Source organism: Vibrio hangzhouensis, assembly GCF_900107935.1.
Taxonomy (GTDB): domain Bacteria; phylum Pseudomonadota; class Gammaproteobacteria; order Enterobacterales; family Vibrionaceae; genus Vibrio; species Vibrio hangzhouensis.
Window position 1 is genome coordinate 23,204 of sequence record NZ_FNVG01000033.1, and the last position, 19,747, is coordinate 42,950.

Annotated in this window: 16 protein-coding genes; 8 read left to right on the forward strand and 8 right to left on the reverse strand. The window is 45.8% G+C overall.

Going from position 1 to position 19,747, the window contains the following annotated elements:
* Nucleotides 1-116: 116 nt before the first annotated feature.
* The 3 genes from C4S60_RS21135 to C4S60_RS21145 are packed head-to-tail and all read right to left on the reverse strand — an operon-like array spanning nt 117 to nt 4,338.
* A complete protein-coding gene (locus tag C4S60_RS21135; protein ID WP_103882283.1) occupies nt 117-1,232 on the reverse strand; it encodes a lipocalin-like domain-containing protein in 1,116 nt (371 codons plus the stop codon).
* Entirely contained in the window at nt 1,233-3,686 is a 2,454-nt protein-coding gene (locus C4S60_RS21140) for an ABC transporter permease (protein ID WP_103882284.1), read from the reverse strand. It lies immediately after the preceding gene.
* Nucleotides 3,667-4,338: an ABC transporter ATP-binding protein gene (locus tag C4S60_RS21145; RefSeq protein ID WP_103882285.1), complete on the reverse strand. Its 672-nt coding sequence runs from the start codon at nt 4,336-4,338 to the stop codon at nt 3,667-3,669. The genes C4S60_RS21140 and C4S60_RS21145 overlap by 20 nt, the downstream gene beginning before the upstream one ends.
* Nucleotides 4,339-4,602: 264 nt before the next feature.
* Between C4S60_RS21145 and C4S60_RS21150 the strand changes: the two genes are divergently transcribed.
* Complete coding sequence (locus C4S60_RS21150) at nt 4,603-6,024, forward strand: DUF2867 domain-containing protein (RefSeq protein ID WP_103882286.1); 1,422 nt, start codon at nt 4,603-4,605, stop codon at nt 6,022-6,024.
* Nucleotides 6,025-6,032: 8 nt separating this feature from the next.
* Here C4S60_RS21150 and C4S60_RS21155 read toward each other — a convergent pair whose 3' ends face one another.
* From C4S60_RS21155 to rsuA, 3 genes are all read right to left on the reverse strand, one after another.
* Nucleotides 6,033-6,686 (reverse strand): DUF2913 family protein, encoded by a 654-nt coding sequence (locus tag C4S60_RS21155; protein ID WP_103882287.1) that lies wholly within the window; start codon nt 6,684-6,686, stop codon nt 6,033-6,035.
* Nucleotides 6,686-7,891: a Bcr/CflA family multidrug efflux MFS transporter gene (locus C4S60_RS21160; protein WP_103882288.1), complete on the reverse strand. Its 1,206-nt coding sequence runs from the start codon at nt 7,889-7,891 to the stop codon at nt 6,686-6,688. The genes C4S60_RS21155 and C4S60_RS21160 overlap by 1 nt, the downstream gene beginning before the upstream one ends.
* A gap of 207 nt (nt 7,892-8,098) precedes the next feature.
* Nucleotides 8,099-8,797: a 16S rRNA pseudouridine(516) synthase RsuA gene (gene rsuA, locus C4S60_RS21165; protein ID WP_103882289.1), complete on the reverse strand. Its 699-nt coding sequence runs from the start codon at nt 8,795-8,797 to the stop codon at nt 8,099-8,101.
* 70 nt (nt 8,798-8,867) lie between these two features.
* Between rsuA and radD the strand changes: the two genes are divergently transcribed.
* The 7 genes from radD to C4S60_RS21200 all read left to right on the forward strand — a co-directional run bounded on the left by radD (nt 8,868) and on the right by C4S60_RS21200 (nt 17,579).
* Nucleotides 8,868-10,604 (forward strand): DNA repair helicase RadD, encoded by a 1,737-nt coding sequence (gene radD, locus C4S60_RS21170; protein ID WP_103882290.1) that lies wholly within the window; start codon nt 8,868-8,870, stop codon nt 10,602-10,604.
* A gap of 70 nt (nt 10,605-10,674) precedes the next feature.
* Nucleotides 10,675-11,082 carry a PepSY domain-containing protein gene (locus tag C4S60_RS21175; protein WP_103882291.1) on the forward strand — a complete coding sequence of 136 codons (408 nt, stop codon included), beginning with the start codon at nt 10,675-10,677 and terminating at the stop codon, nt 11,080-11,082.
* Between the two features lie 9 nt (nt 11,083-11,091).
* Nucleotides 11,092-11,748 (forward strand): response regulator transcription factor, encoded by a 657-nt coding sequence (locus C4S60_RS21180; protein ID WP_103882292.1) that lies wholly within the window; start codon nt 11,092-11,094, stop codon nt 11,746-11,748.
* Nucleotides 11,741-13,111, forward strand: coding sequence for an ATP-binding protein (locus C4S60_RS21185; protein ID WP_103882293.1), 1,371 nt, complete (start codon nt 11,741-11,743; stop codon nt 13,109-13,111). The genes C4S60_RS21180 and C4S60_RS21185 overlap by 8 nt, the downstream gene beginning before the upstream one ends.
* Nucleotides 13,112-13,268: 157 nt before the next feature.
* The gene (rplY, locus tag C4S60_RS21190) at nt 13,269-13,547 is read left to right on the forward strand and encodes a 50S ribosomal protein L25 (RefSeq protein ID WP_103882294.1); all 279 of its coding nucleotides are present in this window, start codon (nt 13,269-13,271) and stop codon (nt 13,545-13,547) included.
* A 594-nt stretch (nt 13,548-14,141) separates the two neighbouring features.
* Nucleotides 14,142-16,076: an acyltransferase family protein gene (locus C4S60_RS23825; RefSeq protein ID WP_244183166.1), complete on the forward strand. Its 1,935-nt coding sequence runs from the start codon at nt 14,142-14,144 to the stop codon at nt 16,074-16,076.
* A gap of 732 nt (nt 16,077-16,808) precedes the next feature.
* Nucleotides 16,809-17,579, forward strand: coding sequence for a hypothetical protein (locus C4S60_RS21200; protein WP_103882295.1), 771 nt, complete (start codon nt 16,809-16,811; stop codon nt 17,577-17,579).
* Nucleotides 17,580-17,744: 165 nt separating this feature from the next.
* Here C4S60_RS21200 and C4S60_RS21205 read toward each other — a convergent pair whose 3' ends face one another.
* Nucleotides 17,745-18,314 (reverse strand): aldolase/citrate lyase/malate synthase family protein, encoded by a 570-nt coding sequence (locus C4S60_RS21205; protein ID WP_103882296.1) that lies wholly within the window; start codon nt 18,312-18,314, stop codon nt 17,745-17,747.
* A gap of 293 nt (nt 18,315-18,607) precedes the next feature.
* On the reverse strand, nt 18,608-19,492 hold the full coding sequence (locus tag C4S60_RS21210; protein WP_103882297.1) for a radical SAM protein: 885 nt from the start codon (nt 19,490-19,492) through the stop codon (nt 18,608-18,610).
* Nucleotides 19,493-19,747: the final 255 nt, after the last annotated feature.

The window sequence follows — 19,747 nt, forward strand, 5'->3', positions numbered from 1 at the left end:
CATTTCTGATTTCAATCACTTGTGGCTGTCAATATCATTTAAAACACGCAGAAATTCGCAGCTCACGCTTATTGGCGCAACTGAAAGTAGACAACAACAAAAAGAGTAACAGAGTGTTAGTAACCGCTTAACTGCATGAAGCCGTTCGCGTTGTGAGAACCAGTCGTCTGAATCGCGCCTAGCCATTGTGGAACAACAAAGTTGACCCAGTTATCCCTGTGTTTGGCGCGAATCACTACATCGATTTGCTGACTGGGTATTTGTAAACTCCAAACGAGCGGCACTCGATTGCCAGACTGAAATTCGCTATAACTCAGCGCTCGGAATTTAATGTCATCAGCCGCTATATTGGTAACCGTACCGTCGGAGTCGATCAGTGATGCAGAAGTGTAAGGTAAATTATCTTTATAGCGATACTGGCTGATCGCTAATGCCTGGGTTTGTGAGAGCCAAACAATGATGTTGTCTTCACCCACATAGTTAATGCCCACAAGCTCACTGCCCCACTCTTTGCTCAGCCATGCCTGACCTTTCACATAAAACTTTTTGCCGTTACGCAATTCTAATTCACCGTTGGCAAGAACGAACGGTGCTTCAACGGCATAGGAAGCTCTTGGGAGCAAATCATGTTTGAGGTGATACCCCTCTTCACCTATAGGCGCAAATGCACCAATAGCATTGAAGTTCAGGTTGATCTTGAACTCATCGGTAGCGAGGCGAAAGTTTCCGGGTAAGGGTTGTTGAGAAAGCGAACGCCATGACCAGTCGTCTATCCAGACTCGAAACGGGCGGTTTAGTCCACCAGCCTGACCAATACCGCCGCGAGCGATGCGCTGGTCAGTGAACAGACCTATATGGCTATTTAGCACCACATTAGAAATGTAGATCTGTGGGTCCTGCCATCCTGTTGCGATTCGATCGTCAGTGGCATAGCGGAAAAAGCGCCAGCGAAGCCAGTAAGCCTGACCAGAGTCATCTTTGAGCTTCACTACCATCTGCCACCACTCATGTTGAAATTCCGGGTGGAAACGAAAATCCTTGGGTAACTCGACTTTGCGATCTGGCAGCACAGGCTCAAACACCTTTCTGCCCGGCGATCCGAACACACTGTTGATATGAGTCGTTTTTGTAACCTTTGTCTCCTGGTCACCAACCTCGCTCAACCACAAAGCTATTCCAGTCACCACGATAATCAATGAGCAGGATAAAACCAGCTTTTGCATTCGATTCATTTACAATGCATCCCTCAACGAATGAATCGGTGTATTCCGTATCAGTTTTAATACGGGCAGAGCACCCGCAATCATTAGCGCTAACAACGACCACAGACAGGTGGATAAATATTGCCATGGTACAATTTGCAATTGCAATGACCAGCCAAACGACTGTTTAATCACAATATCGACGATCAGCTGCGCCAGCGCAAGCCCCAGTGGCATCGCGATCGCCGCAGATATCAAGCCAAACACCAGCAACTGCAGTCCACCCATAACCACCAGCTCTTTTCCTGAAATCCCCAAACAACGCAACAAAGAAGTGTGTCGTTGGCGTGTCACCTCGCCGGCGATGGTGGCGAAGAAAATGCCAAACACGGCAATCACCAGAGTAATATTGCCAAGAGTATCAGCAATAGCGAAGGTGCGATCAAATGTTGTCATCGCCTTAGTATGAATCGAAGTATTGTCGTAAATTCGCTCAGAGTTGAGCCTGAACGTCGACTGTAATCTGCGCTCAACAAACAGGGACTGCGACTTATCGTTCAGTACTGCGCCTAGTGCGACGTCGCCTGAACCGGCAAGATTGGCCAACCATCGATTTTGGGACAACAATACCTGATGGTGTGGATTGCCATAGTCATAATACACACCGACAACATGCCAGTTACCACCCAAAGGCGCACCCAGATCCACATAGTCTCCGGGGCGAAGCTCTTGTTTAAGCGCCATGGATTCGCTCACCATGATGCTTCTGGAGTGGTGAAGATGGTACCAGTAGTTAGGAATCGCGATCTTTACAGTCAACGCGTCCAGTTCTCCAACAGAGTCGCCAGTGCTGACCACCTGCATCATGCCATGGTCGGTGGGAATTTCTTCCTCCCAGCGCCACCAGACTCTATCGACTTCGGGTTGTGCTTCTAACCACTTACTCATGCGCACTGCAGTGTTATTGCTTGGATACACATAAATGTCAGCTGCAAGACGTTGTGTCAGCCATCGATCCGTTGTGTCTCGGAAGCTCCCTACCATAGTCTCCACACCCATGTTGGCGGCCATCGCTAACATGAACGCCATGTTGGCAACCCCGCGATAGCTCATACTTGCCGCAGCATCAGCAAAGAACCAGCGCAGTTTTACCCAGCGTAAGGAATATGAGAACAGAGTAAAAATCTTCCAGGTGATAAATGGCGTGATTAGAGCCACACTCAGCAGCATCAAAACAATGATGGCATAGCCGGAATTCTGAGACTTAGGAGCCTGATAAATCGCAATCGCTGCCACACAAAAACCGCAGGCAACAAAGGCCTGCCAAGTGAACTCAGCACCGGTAAATCGCATGAGCGACAAACGTGCTGACAAACGAACAGGCTGTGACTTCAATAGTCTCACCAATGGCCAGCCACATGAGATAAGTGCACCAGAGAACGCCAGTAAGAAGCTATAAAGGCTCCACTCCCAACTCCATTCGATACTCAAACCGATATTGGCATCGTAGAGATCATTAAGGCTTTGAGACACAGCAGGAATCATCTGGTTGGCGAGAAGCAGTCCAAACAGGTTGCCGCCTAGCCAGCTCAGAAACACCAATACAGCAAGCTCAAGACATAGCGCCTGAGCCAGTTGCCAACCGGAGACACCAACTTGGCGTAGACTTCCCACTAAAGGTTGACGTTGAGCCAGCGACAATGACATCGCCTGATAAAAAATAAACAGTCCTACCACGAAGGACAACATACTCATGGCTGAAAGGTTGGTATGAAATGCTTTGGTCAATGACTCAAGCTCAGACTGTGAGCTTCGAGATAGCGTCATGCCATTCGGGATCATTTTGCGCAGCTGCTCCAGCTTCGCGCCACTCATTTCCCCGCAGGCAATTACCGAAAGGCCCGATGATTTTTTCATCGCACGTACCAGCGACATATCCGCCAGTATCTGTGTTCCCTTTATCCCCTGCTTCGAATCAATTTTAATTGGGCCTAACTGAATACCGTTGTCCAGTTTGAGAAAGTCACCATTTTGCCAGCCCTTATGCTCTGCTAAGTCATGACTAACAACGATAGTGGTTGGCACCTTGATCATATCCTGAGAGGCAATATCTCCGATAGTCACCGTGTTGCGGAGCTGAAGCAAAGAAATGGGATCGACGCCAACAAGATTGATCTCAAATCCACTTTCGGTATGGATTTTTTGCAGATCAAACGGCACACACTGCTTGAACCCTTCTCTTCTGAGTTGGATATAAAAGCCTTGTGGAATTTTGGTTTCTGCGTGTTTGGGTCGAATACGGTAAGGAACGGGATTAGCAAACAGCTTTTCACCGCTGGCATAAGCTTGATTGGCGTGATGATTAATTGCTGTCACACCGACCAGTAATGACACCCCTAGGGTTAAGCCTAACCAAACCAGTAATATTTGTAGCGGATGGCGACGATAATGCCCGAGTAGCGCTTTAACTACGGGCCATAACATGCAACTGTCCCCCTTGAAGACGAATAGAGCCGTCTAAGTGTGAGGCTACTTTCTCACTGTGTGTAACAACCAAAAGCGTGCATTCAAGGTGTCTGGTAAGGGAGGTAAGAAGACGCATAACGGCTTCCGCATTACGTTCATCAAGACTTCCGGTCGGCTCATCGGCCAACAAAATCTTAGGCTCCATGTACAACGCTCTGGCAATTGCGGCACGCTGCTGCTGACCACCAGAGATTTCTTCAGGATAGCGCCCCAGAAGTGCCATAAGGTCCAGGGCAGACAGGATTTGACGCCAGAGTCCACGATCCTCTGGTAGTCCTTTAATTTGACGACAGAAGCGGATGTTGTCGGCCACATTGAGAGTCGGTAGTAGATTGAACTGCTGAAAGATATGACCAATATTGTTGCGACGATAAGCGGTACGCTGACTTTCTTTGGCATCATGCATGGCAAAATCCGGGTACCAGATTTCTCCCGAATCCGCCTTATCAATGCCAGCGATCAAGTTGAGAAGAGTACTCTTTCCGGAGCCACTTTCTCCCATCAGTGCCAGTTGTTCCCCTTGCGATAGTGTTAGCTCTGCACTCTGTAGTACAGGATGAAACTCACCACCATCAATGTAGCCTTTACAAAGGTCTGACAACTTAAGCATTCAATCTCTACAATCAACTATAAATTCGGAGTGTGAATCTACACTAAATTTGTGGTTGTAGGAAGCAAATTTGGCCAGTAAACGCCTATATCGAGCAGGTTTAACTCAATTTCAGAACAAGATGCCATTTTAATCAGTGGGACTGTGACTCTCGAGTTTCCCCATTATTTTATGTTTTGTGTAACAGCCGGGTTAATCTAACAGGCCGAATTTCCAGAATTGTGTTAAGTTTTAATGAGATAAGATCGCAAGGATGCAGGGTTTATGAAGCGTGTTTTAGTGCTGGGCGCATCGGGCTATGTTGGCTCGCAACTTATTCCAATCCTTCTGGAACAAGGCTATGAAGTCACCGCAGCCGCCCGGCAAATTGAGTACCTCAAGAGTCGGGTTATTCCCCATTCTTTACTTAAGTTTGAATATCTGGATCTCGCCGACCGTGACGCGACCCTCGCCCTCATTCCTCAATTCGATTTGGTGTACTTTTTGGTACACGGCATGGCACATGGTCATGACTTTATTGAATACGAGCTTGCCCTTGCTGAAAATTTCAGAGACGCGCTGGCTATCAGCCATGTCGAACATGTTATTTACCTTAGTGCCATCCAGCCACAAACTGGCAACTCAGAACATCTGGCAGCACGAAAACTGACCGGCAAAGTACTCAGAACAAGTGGTGTGCCGGTCACCGAATTGAGGGCGGGTGTCATCATAGGCCCGGGGTCTGCTGCCTACGAAATCATGCGTGATTTTGTCTACAATCTTCCACTGCTCATTGCGCCTAAATGGGTAGAATCCAAAGCCAATCCAATCGCTCTGGAGAACCTGAACCACTACCTTATAGAACTGTCCAAGGTTACTCACCCCACCACAGAAATATACGAAGTCGGTGGACCAGATATCCTGTCCTATCGACAGCAATTTCAGGTTATCTGTGACAAAGTGGGGAAACCGCTTCGACTTTGGGCCACCGGTTTATTAACCCCTAAAATCGCCTCTTACTGGCTTGGTGTCGTCACCTCCGTCCCTTCGAATATTGGTAGGGCCTTGCTGGCCGGACTAGAACATGACTTTGTAGCAGATTCCCAAGCCATCAATGCACGCTTTCCACAAACGCTCATCCCTTACGACCAGGCAATTTCAACCAGTATTGATGGCGAAGGCACGTTTGTCAGGAGCAATGTGTGGGGATACGATCCTGCAGCGCTTACCCGCTGGCAGGCAGGGTATGGCTACTACCCCAAAAAAGCTGGTGCCAGTTATTTTACCGATAAATCGACCCAGCAACTCTGGAACATCGCCAAGACCATTGGCAGCCCTGAGCAAGGTTACTTTTTTGCCAATGCACTATGGCGAACAAGGGAGTGGTTAGATATCTTCTTTGGGGGTGGAAAGCCGGTAAGGCGAGTGCCCCAGGGGCCGGAGCTGAAAGTTGGTGACCGTATTGATTCCTGGAAAGTTATACGGTGCGAATCTCCCGGTTTTCTATCTTTGCTATTTGGAATGAAAGGGCCTGGGCTGGGTCGACTGGAAGTTACCATCACCGACCATGGTGACCAACGGGAGTTGAATGTGACCGCATGGTGGCATCCACAGGGCTTTCTTGGCCTGCTCTACTGGTTTGCAATGATGCCCGCTCACCTGTTTATTTTTAGGGGCATGGTGCGGGCGATCTGCAAAAAAGCCTGAGCTAACGATCAGGCTTTAAAAGACAGTGGAATTTCTGCCAGTTGAGTCCCTTTATTCATCGGGTAGATCAAATATTCACCGTGGTATTTTACTTTAGACTTATAGTCTGTGCGTTTGTGAAGCATAAAACCAGCTTCATACGCCTTAGTAATGAACTCCGCGTGATTTCCTCGTACAAACCAACTCATCGGTTTCACCAGATTCTCGCCATCGAAGCAGTCATCACACTGATTCGCGCACAGGGCAAACGAGTTATGGCCATCGGTAAAGAATTGTACCTTGCTGCCATCCGTTAGTACTTCTGATGTGCAGACACCCCAACCGGCCTGTTCCACATCCTCGATGAACTGCTCGATCTTTGCGTCTGTCAGTGGCTGGATATCCCCGCCAAAAAACTCGTGATAGAAAGCAGAAATGCGTTTAAAAGCAGGCTCAAGCATAGAGTCATTACCCTTTGAACGTCCCGCTTTTTGCCACTGAACCAGATTCGCACTGGTCTCTTTACCAAAACGTTGAGTTTTGATCGCTTTGGTCACCCATCTCACCAAAAAATGGTTATTGGTAACCGGAGAGTTGATTAACTTACCAGAGGCGTGTTCACTTGCTAACTCTTCAAGAGCACTGTTTACCACATTCTGGATCTCTGAATAATAGTCAGACATTACGCTTTCTTTCCAAACGTCCAATACAAGGCGGCGGATAATACCGAACAAATAGCCATTAATGCAATCATTGGCCATACCGAATCACCGGGCAAAGCAGCGACAATCGCGCCAATAACTGACCCGGTACCAAATCGTAACGTCCCTGCCAACGAAGAAGCCGTACCCGCCATCGTTGGATAGCCACTCAACAACAGGCCCATTGAATTACTACCAATGGTTGATAACGTACCGATAAACATCATCACAAATGGCACGACACCCCAGATACCAAGCTCGAACACACCGCTCATTAGCAGACCTATCCCGGCAATTAACTGCACAGTCAAACCAAACCTCAGCATACCGTGCAGACCCACTTTCTTGACCAGGCGACCATTAATACTGGTCATAATAATCATGGTCACAATGTTGAGGCCGAACAAATAACCAAATTGGTCAGGTGTCACGCCATAAATATCAATATAGACAAAAGAGCCAGCGGTTAAAAAGGCGAACATGCCTGCAAACGAAAACGCGCCAGAAAACATCAGTCCCATCGCGACCGGGTTTTGACACAAACGAAGGTAATTTCTGATCGTAGTACGAAACCTCAGCGGCTGTCGATTCTCCGGCGCAAGGGTTTCTGGTATCTTCCACACTACCGCTGCAATCACCACACAAGAAAAGGCCGTGAGTACCCAGAATATAGAACGCCACCCAAACCAAACCGCTAAGTGACCGCCGATCATAGGAGCGACTAAAGGTGCCAGAGTCACAACCAGTGTGACGAAAGACATAGTACGGGCAAAGTCTTCCTTGTCGAACATATCGCGCACCACAGCCTGAATAATGACTGCGGCAGCAGCACCGGCAAACCCTTGTGCCGTGCGAATAGCAGTGAGCGACTCAATACTAGAAGTGGTCGCGCAAACCGCCGATGCGACTCCGAAGAAAAAGACACCAAAAAGCAAAATGGGTCTGCGACCAAAGCTATCAGCAAGCGGGCCATGCAAAAGTTGGCCTATCGCAAAACCGGCGGTATACACCGTCAATGTGATTTGTACAGCTCCGGCAGTCACCCCAAGATCTTGCGCGATAGTCGGCATCGCTGGCAAATACATGTCGATAGCCAGAGGCGTCAATGCACCAATCGCTCCGAGAACCAGGAAAAGGGCTAATCCTAGTTGAGGTAAGTCGGGCTGCGATGAGGATTTAGAACTCATATCGCTCCTAACGAAACGTTATTTGCCTTGCACTCCCTGGCAACAAATAACCAATCTTGACTCAATGATTCCTATTGAGTGATGTGAGATAACACAGCGATAGCTTTACTATCTGAGGTATGCCGCGATGAAAGAAAGAAGCCCTTGAACAGAGGCGAACAGCTCATCGCGGATGTCATAGTTACTGAATCTAACTCGTTATTAGTATTACTTTTTCCAGACAGAGTCAATTTCTTCCTGAGTAAGATATCGATACTCCCCCGGTTCCAGATCTTCATCCAGAATGATGTCTCCGACGCTTTCTCTGTGCAGAGCCTCGACTTTGTTGCCTAAAGCCGCGAACATCCTTTTTACTTGATGGTACTTACCTTCATGAATAGTAAGCAGGACTTCATGGTCATCGACCACTTCTAACTGTGCCGGTAATGTCGGTGCTTTTTCGTTGCGAAGATCAATGCCCTCTTCAAACGCTTGCTGATACGTCGCCTGAACCGGGTCGGCCAACCAAACACGGTAGGTCTTGGCACACTTGTGTTTTGGTGAAGTAATTCTGTGCGACCACTGACCGTCATCCGTAATAAGAACCAAGCCCGTTGTATCTACATCCAGACGACCCGCAAAGTGCAGGTTTTCCATTTTCACTTCATCTAACAACATAAATGCAGTGTGATTGAAACCATCTTCGTGAGAACACACAAAACCATCAGGTTTGAATAACATGATATAGCGGGGGCCTTGCATACGGACTTCCCGGTCCTGCCATTCAACAAGGTTGTCTTCGTTAACTTTAACCGCCCCACTCTTTTGAATCACACCATCGACTGTGACGTCACCTGATTTAATGATCTTTGTTGCTTCTTTACGTGTTGCGCCTAACGCGTCACACAAAAACTTATCTAAACGCATGAATACCTCGTTTTCATTTCGTGGGGTATTATAGAGAGGTTTTTCAAAATGTAGAGTAAAACTGAGCCGTATGTACACGCTTCGCCCTTATCAGGCCGACTCCGTTAAAGCCGTTGTCCACTATTTTCGTAAAAATGCCACTCCCGCCGTCATTGTTTTGCCAACCGGGGCAGGTAAAAGCCTGGTCATCGCGGAACTTGCCCGCTTGGCACGCGGGCGTGTACTGGTACTTGCCCACGTCAAAGAACTGGTGGAACAGAATCACGCCAAATACGAGGGATATGGTCTCAAAGGCTCTATTTTCTCAGCGGGTCTCGGCAGAAAGGAGACATCGGAGCAAGTGGTATTTGCCTCTGTTCAATCTGTGGTTCGAAATCTGGACGCGTTCGCGAATCAGTTTTCATTGCTGGTCATTGACGAATGCCACCGTGTTCCTGAAAACAAAAGTTCCAGTTACCAGAAGGTGATCAGCCACCTGTGTGATATTAATCCCGGCATCAAAATACTGGGACTCACCGCAACACCCTATCGACTCGGTGTCGGCTGGATATATCAGTACCATACAAAAGGACTGGTGCGCAGCGATGAAGCGCGTTTTTTTAAAGACTGTATCTTCGAATTGCCCATTCAGTATCTGCTTGATGAAGGGTTCTTAACCCCAGCCAAACTGATTGATGCGCCCGTTCTCAGTTATGACTTCTCTCAACTTAAGCCCACGAGTATGGGCAAGTACAAGGAGTCGGAGATGGATTTGGTCATTGAACAGTCTAAACGAGCCACACCGCAGATCGTAAAGCAGATCATTCGTTACAGTCAGGACAAACAAGGTGTGATGATCTTCGCTGCCACGGTTCGCCATGCTCAGGAGATACTGTCGCTGCTGCCTGACCATTCCAGTCAAATCGTGATCGGCGATACACCAACGCCCGAACGTGACGACATCATTCAGCGCTTCAAACAAAGGGAAATCAAATTCTTAGTTAACGTCTCAGTACTCACTACCGGCTTTGACGCCCCACATGTTGATCTCATCGCCATCCTGCGCCCGACGGAATCGGTCAGCTTGTATCAGCAAATCGTTGGTCGTGGTTTACGCCTTTCAGAAGGAAAGAGTGAATGCCTGGTTCTGGATTACGCAGGTAACACCTACGATCTTTATCAGCCTGAGGTGGGTAATCCAAAGCCCGACTCAGACTCAGAACTCATCACCATCCCCTGCCCCGCATGTGGTTTCAATAATGATTTCTGGGGCAAACTGGATGCCAACGGCTTTCTTATTGAACACTTTGGACGCAAATGTCAGGGCTACTTCACAGACGAAGACACTGGCGAGCGTGAACACTGCGACTATCGCTTTCGCGCTAAATACTGTTCGGAGTGCGGGGCAGACAACGATATCGCAGCACGCATCTGCCACGAGTGTGATGCTACTCTGGTTGACCCGGACAAGAAACTGAAAGAGGCGCTTAATCTAAAAGATGCACTCGTGTTTGAATGTAAGGATATGACGCTGTTGGTTCACAAAGATGACAAAGGCAAAAGCAGCCTTCGGGTCAACTATATAGGTGAGAATGATGCTCAGGTCAGTGAGTTCTGGTCGCTGACCACCAAAAAACAAAAAGAGACGTTTCTGGCTAAGTTTGTCCGACCTCATTTAGCCGACAAGCACCACGAATTTGAGGCAACATCGCCAACAAAAGTGGTGAATAATCAACACCGTTTCCGACTGCCCGCCTTTGTCATCGCCAGAAAAAGCGGTCGATTCTGGAAAATGCGCGATAAAGTGTTTGACGATGAGCTGAACTGATCATTGTTCAGCTTTCATTCATATTCATAACTGTATATTTTAGTCATGTTGATAATTCCGGGTTTGAGCCATGCTTACTGAAATCAAAAAGACCATCGCCGTCGTATCCTTGTCGACATTATTAGCAGTGCCGCTAACAGCCCGCGCAGATTTCTTCTCAGAATCGCCAAACGGGCATGAGCTCGTACAGGATGTCCCTGCAGAAGGGACCAGAGTCGAGTTTGACGAAGATCAGGATGAAGTCTACGAAGCTGTACAAAAAGGGCTGATTAAACCATTTTCAGAGCTGTTTGCCACCGTTGAGCGAGACCTCAATGGCCGGGTTATCAAGGTTGAGCTGGAAGAAGACGATGACGAATGGATCTACGAACTTAAACTGCTTCATGAACAAGACGTTATCAAAGTGGAATATAACGCGACTACGCTGGAGATGATGGAAATCAAAGGCCATAATCTTCAAAAAGTCATAAGAAAATAGAGAACAATAATGAAAATTCTTGTCGTGGAAGATGACCCTAGACTGGGTGAACAAATTTCAGCCACTCTTGAACATGCTGGATGGGTGCCGGAGCTGGCTCAGGATGGCATTGATGCGCTTTACCGAGCGACCTCTGAAGAATGGGACGCAATTGTACTCGATTTGGGGTTGCCCAAAATTGATGGCCTGACTGTACTCAATGGCATCCGAGACGAAAATATTAACACACCGGTGATCATCCTGAGTGCACGTGACACGTTAAGCCAACGAGTTGAAGGACTTAACGCTGGTGCTGATGACTATCTCACCAAACCGTTCGAGATGATTGAGCTTATTGCCCGAATCCGCGCCCAACTGCGCCGTGCTTCAGGTAACGCCTCTCCGTTAATGCAAGTGGGCGATCTTAGCCTGGATACCCGTACCTCAAAAGTGATGTGGCAAGGTAATGCTGTGAGTTTAACCGCGTTAGAGTACAAGGTCGTAGCGTACTTTATGCACAATGCCGACAAAGTCATCTCCCGAACAGAGTTGGTTGAACATATTTACAAACAGGATTTCGACAGAGACTCTAATACTATCGAAGTGTTTATTGGCCGAATCCGCAAGAAAATCGCACCGCAGATCATAAAAACGGTTCGCGGCTTGGGATACCAATTGAATGCCTGAACTTGACTCTAAGCGGCTAAAAAAAGACTTAAAACGTGTCAGCTTAAAAACCCGTTTGCTGCTTGCTGCAACCTTATGGTTGTCGGCCATGATGATTGCTGCCGGGATATCAATTCCGGGTCTCGTTCGCGATTACCTCACCCAGGATCTCGAGGCACAACTTGGGTTGGCGATGGATGAGATCGCCGCCAACCTTGAAGTCGACAAACAAGGCGGACTGGTTTTAGAAACGCGCCTGTCGGATCCTCGATTTAACCAACCATACAGTGGACTTTACTGGAGTATTGAGACCGGCTCTCAGAAACTTCGCTCGCGCTCATTGTGGGATCGTGCCATCAGCAGCGAAGAGAAGAAACATCATACTGACTACTTTGGTGCCAATAACGAGCGCTTGATCACCATTAAACGAACAGTATTTCTCCCCGACGTTAGTGACGGCGTAACAATAATCATCGGCCAGGACGAAGATCGTATCGATGAAACTCTGGATTCTTTGACCGGTCAACTGTGGGTTATCCTCGGGATCATGTCTCTCGGTATCCTGTCGTTAATTGTCGCTCAGGTCAGTTGGTCACTCAGACCCCTTGGAAAAATGCAACGCGAGCTCAAGCAACTGAAAACCGGCGAGCAACACACACTGGACGACCATTATCCAAAAGAGATTGAACCTCTGGTTGACGATCTCAACGCCCTGCTGTTTCATTATCAGGAACTGTTGTCCAGAGCACGCAACCACGCAGGCAACTTGTCACATGCTCTTAAAACGCCGTTATCAGTACTAAAAAACGAACTGGAACAGCTCTCAGAGCAAGACCGTAATCGCCTGAAGCCGGCAATTGCCCAGATACAAGCTCACATCGACTACCACCTGGGGCGTACCCGCATGGCCGGAGCCATGAATATTCTGTCTGTCAAATCGTCACCCAGCGAAAGGGTGGATGCGATTTCTCTGGCTTTTGACAAAGTCTATGCCGATCGCGGTATCGCTCTGGTGAGTGAGCTCGATACTGACCTCATCGTTGCGGTTGAAAAAGCGGACCTGGACGAAATGCTCGGTAATTTGCTGGAGAATGCCTACAAGTGGGGACACAGCTTCATCAGGGTCTACTCTGAGACCGATGACAGCCAGCAGGTCAACATCGTCATTGAAGATGACGGGCCAGGTATCCCATTAGAGAAATGCCAAGACGTTGTTAAGCGAGGTGTTCGTCTCGATGAAACAACACCGGGAACCGGATTAGGCTTAAACATTGTTAGTGAAATGGCGCACAGTTATCGAGGAGAACTACTTCTCGAACAGAGTAAACTGGGTGGTTTGCGAGCAGTTCTTACGCTACTGCGAGCAAAGGACCAAAAATTATAGAGTTATGGGTGATTTGCTATTGCTCATCACAGGTTTGAATGTTAGTATCCGCGCTCGTTTTGAGAGTATCTCTTCGATAACTCGAAACGGCTATAGTTTTGACTAGGTCGCTACGTCAAAACGTTAATGTTAATTTTACTATTTGAGAGTAAATACTATGAAATTCGAAGCAGTAGTACGTACTGAACTAGGTAAGGGTGCGAGCCGCCGCCTACGTCACGCTGGTCAATTCCCAGCAATCGTTTACGGTGGTGAAGCAGCACCTGTTTCTATCGCTCTAAACCACGACAACTTGATCAACCAAATGGACAAGCCAGAATTCTACGAAGGCATCACTCTAGTGATCGACGGCGCAGAAGTTAAGGTTAAGCCACAAGACGTTCAACGTCACGCGTTCAAGCCAAAAGTTGAGCACATGGACTTCATCCGCATCTAATTCCCTACCAAGGAATTAATCGGATTTAATCCAAACCTTTTGCATAAAAAAAGATTCTCGGTCTTACCAACCAAGAAACTTAAAAAATTCGAAACCCCGATGCTACCAACATCGGGGTTTCACCGTTTTTGAGCCCTCAAAAACGCGCTCAATTCTCTTCAACTTACTGAAACTTAACCTCTTCACGAACGACTTCATTAATCACAAACGTTCCGTGTGGATTGAAAGTTGGCGAATGGTGGGATTATACCGTCGTTTCTCTCAGCAATGTCTTAGTCCTGTTTTCACTACCACTCTAACCACTACTCCATTTCCCCTACTTTCTTCTTACTCTAAGTACATAGACACAACCCCCTCCCAAAAGACGTTTATGAAATTCCTAACACTCTTTTTATCGGTGTTATACTTCAAACAAAACCGATAACTTGAGAGGCTCTGAAAATAGATAAGAAGCTAATTACAGAACAAGTGCCTCTCGAAGGATTAGATGCTCATACTAGTCATGCTGATGAATAGTTAGAGCTAGAGGGTGACCTGGGGCTACAATTTCTTATCTATACAATAGCGCACATAATTTGCATTTGAGTGGTGTTGATGAACTATAGATACGACATAAATGGATTAAGAGCAATTGCGGTGATCGCTGTGGCTCTTTTCCATTTTAATCCTGCTTGGGTGCCCGGTGGTTTTGCTGGCGTAGATGTGTTTTTTGTTATCTCTGGGTTCCTGATGACAAGCATCATCTTCAGAGGTCTGGAAAACAATGATTTTAACTTGTTTAAATTTTATGTTGCCCGAGCCAACCGAATAATTCCAGCCCTTGCTGTCTTATGCTTGGTACTTCTGGTCTTAGGGTGGTTTTATCTCCCGCCATTAGACTACAAAGCTCTAGGTAGACACGTTGCTAGTAGTATGGTCTTCCTTTCTAATGTGATCTATTGGAAAGAAGCCGGTTACTTTGATGCGGCATCACATGAAAAATGGCTCTTACATACGTGGTCTCTATCTGTTGAGTGGCAGTTCTATATCATTTATCCGATTGTGCTTGTTGTATTAAAGCGATTTTTATCTTTTAAGAATCTAAAGCGATTGATAGTGATAGGAACAGTTCTCGGGTTTGTTTGTAGTGTAGTGGCAACCATTAAATGGCCAAACCCTGCCTACTATCTTCTACCAACAAGAGCTTGGGAAATGATGATGGGAGGCATCGCTTTTGTTTATCCTTGGAGCATGTCTGAAAGTAAAAAGAAACTTACAGAGCTTATAGGATTAACTCTAATTCTAGCTTCATATGCTTTTGTTTCTCGCGATGTAGCGTGGCCAGGTCATTTTGCTTTTCTACCTGTTCTTGGCACTTACCTAGTGATTGTTGCTAACCAGCAATCTAGCTTCATTACTAACAATGTTATTTTGCAATATTTAGGCAGGTGGTCATATTCTATCTACTTATGGCATTGGCCAGTTGTTGTTTTTGGCTATTATATTAACCCTCAAGGTTGGGTTTTATATGGATTGCTATTATCCACATTGCTAGGTTTTACTAGTTTCATAGTTGTTGAAAGTTTTAGTTTTAAATATTTTCCTAATTGGCTGGGGATGTTTAAGATTAAAAATTCATTCATGTGTTTACTGATTGCTTTAGCTGGACTTAAAGCAACAAATGGGGAGAATGCTTGGCTAGATAGACAAGACCAAATAACAAAGACGACATATAGTATATTGACAGATTCAGACCCCAAATTCGGTTCCTGGGGGGCTGATGTTGATGGCAATCAAGATTTTTCACTTTGTAGATTTAACGTGAGTTTTATTACAAAAGAGGTAGAGTCAAGACTAAATAATTGTCATCAAAGATTTGGTGATGGAGTGCTAATTTTAGGTGATAGTCATGCAAAAGACCTTTTTGGAATGGTAGCATCCAGATTTGATCATGAATTTTTAGTTGGAGTTACAAGCACCCATGGTTGCAGACCTCACACACCTAAAGATATATGTCCTTACGATGGCGTTGTTGATTTTGTATCTAAGGCTAATGTTTTTAATCACATAATTTATGAACAGGCTGGTTTTTATTTAATGCTAGATGGCGATAAAAAGGGGCATCGAACGATGTTGAGTAAATTCCCTTTAAACGGTGAGATTGTTGGAATAAGTTTGGATGTAGATCATATAAATGGTGTTATCAGCTTTTTATATGAACTGTCTGCATTTACAGATGTAACTTGGTTTGGCAGTAGATTAGAACCTCATATAAGCGACAATATTATTCTACAGAACAAGTGCGATTATCCATACTCCTTCAGACTTGGTCTGCAGGATTTATTCAACAGACTAGATGGATATATAGAGAACAAGGTTAGTAATACTGACATAAGGTTTTTGTCCCAGAATAGAATGTTAAACTATGATTTTCCCAGTGACTTTATGAACTGTGAAAATACACTCTGGGATGATGGTGACCATTTATCGGCCTATGGTGAAGAAATTCTAGGCAAAAGGTTGCCTGATGATTTTCTCATTTTTAACTGAGCATAAATCTCGTTATAAGCATTTAAACACTAAGCAATCAAGGGGCTGAAGCATCAGCCTATTTTCGTTGGGATAAGCATATAAAAGTATTTTCGCCTCCAAACTTAATGACCTCTCCTATTTATTTCATCTTCCCCCTTCATTAAGGGCATAAAAACCAGGCGTATTTGCATTACATAGTGACGACTCCGTTTGTAGTGGCCACTCACGTTTTATCTATAAATAATGAAAGGTAAAGCCTAGTTACCTAGCTAACTAGGTTTTTTAATGAGCACCACATTATCAAGCTCTCTCTATCAAATTCATCATTTACATTTTAATATGAATTCTTTCGCATAAACGCATGTTCATAACTCATACCATTTTAATCCCTCCCTACTCCCAGATAGTATGCAACCGCATTTATACATTAAGTAAAGGATAAAATAGTGGGGTTGATCGTTGGGTACGGACTTGCTTTGGCTTACCAAAGTACACAGTATGCGCTATGGCTTGTGCTAATAGCTTGGTGCACCCTGATGATGGTGAACAGCCGTTGTACCTCTCTATTTGGGCGTCTTACCCTGTGGTTTTGCGCGGGAGTTGGTTTTTACGCCACCTCCTTATGGTGGGTAGTTACTAGTTTGGGACGCGAAAAGTACGACCAATACTCAACAACCATAAGAAGTCATAGTTTTGGTGCAACGGAGCCAAGGCATCTACTTTGGCTCTATTTCAAGGAAATGAAACAATATGAAAAACATAATTGTTCTAACAATAAGTACATTAGTCTTGATAGGCTGTGGTGGTGGGGATAATGGCGGCAGTACATCGCCAACACAGCCTAATAATACTAGCGGTCAATATTCAATAGATGAGTTGGATATTGAATTTTCAATCACCAACACGTCATCTCGCGATACGGAAGTCATAGCCTATGCACGAGTGCAAGAGTCTCCTTATCCTATTGAGCTAGACGAAACTGACAAGTTATCTATTGTAGTGGATGGCTTGAGGTATCAGTTAGAGCCCGATTATTTCGAAGAAGGCACACTTAGGAGTTACTCCGTTAACATTCCATTGAATGGCAATGAATATATTGTTGAATGGCATCGAAATCAGGAATTGGTTTCAAGCCTAACAACGACAGAATTGTCTCTACCCTTCGAATTAACTCAGTCTTTTGATGGTGATTTAATTGATTTATCGTGGTCACCACAGCCTTATCACTCTTATTATCACGGTATTGAGTTTTTGGAATGTGAAAACTCATCGTTGCGCTCTACTATTGGGGGCTTTGTCCCAGACCTTTCAAAAGATGAACAATATATTACAACGGGACATTACCAAACAAGTTTAAGTGGTCAATGGAATGAGTCGTTAAGTAGCTTGATGAGCGACTACGACACGTGCAAGGTTGAAATTGTTATTGCTAGTAATTCAGATACCGCACCTTTTCAAACTAATATGTTTATGTCACTCCGTTTAGTGACAGAAAGAACCGCGATTATAGATCTGTGGTAGGTGCTGAGCACGTTACTATCCGGCCCTACTCATTGAGGCAGACAAAAAAGCCGCACAACAATGTGCGGCTTTCCATTCCCCTCAGAATTACTTGCACATACACATCAGAATACAGAAGCTTATTGCTTTCTTTTATTTATTCTGGATGCCTGTGCCCTGCTCGCTCTAAACGGCGAAGCAAAACCCTAGCGTATAATCATCGCCATTCTTGGCGGTAAATTCTTTATCTTCATTGGTTGCAGTCGGATGACACTTTTTGTCTCCCTTGAGCAAGCTTACCCAATGACGAAGTCCGGTTGTTTGCTGCCCTTCGCCCTGACCAAATATGGTACATGTCTCAAGTTGGATATCGGCGATGTCCACCAATTCAAGGTAACCCGTTCCTTTACGTCGACCCATCGTCACCTCTAAATGTGTACCACTTTCGTCACGGAACAAAATCGAGTCCGGTGCACACTTATCTCCGGTATAAGCGATAAATTGTTTAGCATGACGAAGACCACTATGTTGGCCATTCTTAAAGTAAGCCTGAACATGTCGGTAGTCAATTTCATAGCTCACCACGTCTTCATGAGAACCATTCTCTAGCGGGAACAACGTATCGAGCAGTTGCTTGGCCATTTTTTGTTTTTGCGTCAGCTCATCGGCGTTGACCATTTCTACGGCAAACACGGCTTCTGCGATAAAATTTTGTGGGTGGTGTTGTTCAGTTCTATCGAATGTCTGCATGTTCATAGTCTATTCCTTCAGAGGTCATTGATAACAGCTACAGCAAATCCCCTAAACGTTCTTGCTGGTTCGTCTTCGCGATTGCTTGATATGTAGAATAGCGCCTTTTTCACAACAATTTCACAACGAAATTTTCACACTGTGAATTTTACAAAACTGTTCTGTGTAAAAAATCTCACAAAACCTTATTCAGCCAATATTAAGCCCTTTAAATCAGTACGTTAGCAAGAGCCCTTGATTGCAAAAAACAAAACCCGCTCTCGGCGGGTTGTGTAAAATTGCACTTCGGTTAGTCCAATTTATAAGCCTCTTTGCCATTCCTGTCGCAATGGGATCCTGTCTGGATGATGGATAGCAAGCTCAATTTTCTGAAGTAATTTTGGCTTATCTCGCCCCAATACGCCCTTCAAAACCAGATAGTTCGATGCATGGTCTGAGCGAAATATGGTTTTCTCCAGTTCCAGATGCTCTATCAACAGTTTAATTTCTTCAAACAGTTCCAATTGTGTCAACGGGCGAAACGTACCATTAAAACCTGCCGCTACACGCTCTTCTCCAAACGGAAAGGAGACCACCAGCGTAGACAGATAATCAGGCTGAGCAGCATTCATTAGTTTCGCCGAGTTCAAAGCATGCTGCTTACTGTAATTTGGACCTCCTAGCCCGTTAAGTATCATTACCGAGCTCTTCATCCCTGCCGCTTTGATCTTGTTAAGCGCAGCAAGAGACGAATTAAACGTTTCTCCTTTGTCTACTTTTGCCAATACGTCATCGTCACCACTTTCACATCCCACATACATCAGACTAAGGCCAAGCTCTCGAAGTAGCGTCAGTTGTTCGGTCGTTTTGTTGGTTAGGTTGCGCGGCAGGCAGTAGCTTGAAATACGCTGGACCTGAGGGAAGTATTGGTTAATCAGTTCGCAGATCGCCTGAAGGCGGTGAAACGGTAATGTCATCGCATCACCATCGGCCAGAAACACCCGGTGAACCGGTGCTCCGGATTCGGCCACAATGCGCAACTCTTGCTCAATCTCGTCAATTTTCTTGGGACGGAATTTTTTCTGTGGCTGCGTATACATATCGCAGAATGTGCATCGATTGTGGCTGCAACCATTGGTTACCTGCAGGATCAGCGATTTCCACTCGGAAGGAGGACGAAAGACGGGGGCGATATAGTTGAGCATTGTGGTGATCTTCTAATTATTCACTTTAATAGCATCGTATAGCACTTTCTATTTTCGGAAAACACTGCCTCACTGTGATTACTCCTTTTCAATCCACGCGCCTGAGGGAGGCGCGACCACTGATCGCATTATGGAGATATGGCGAATTCGTGTTTCAATCCACGCGCCTGCGGGAGGCGCGACCTAATGGCTATGACTCGCTAACTGGCGAAACCTGGTTTCAATCCACGCGCCTGCGGGAGGCGCGACGCCGAC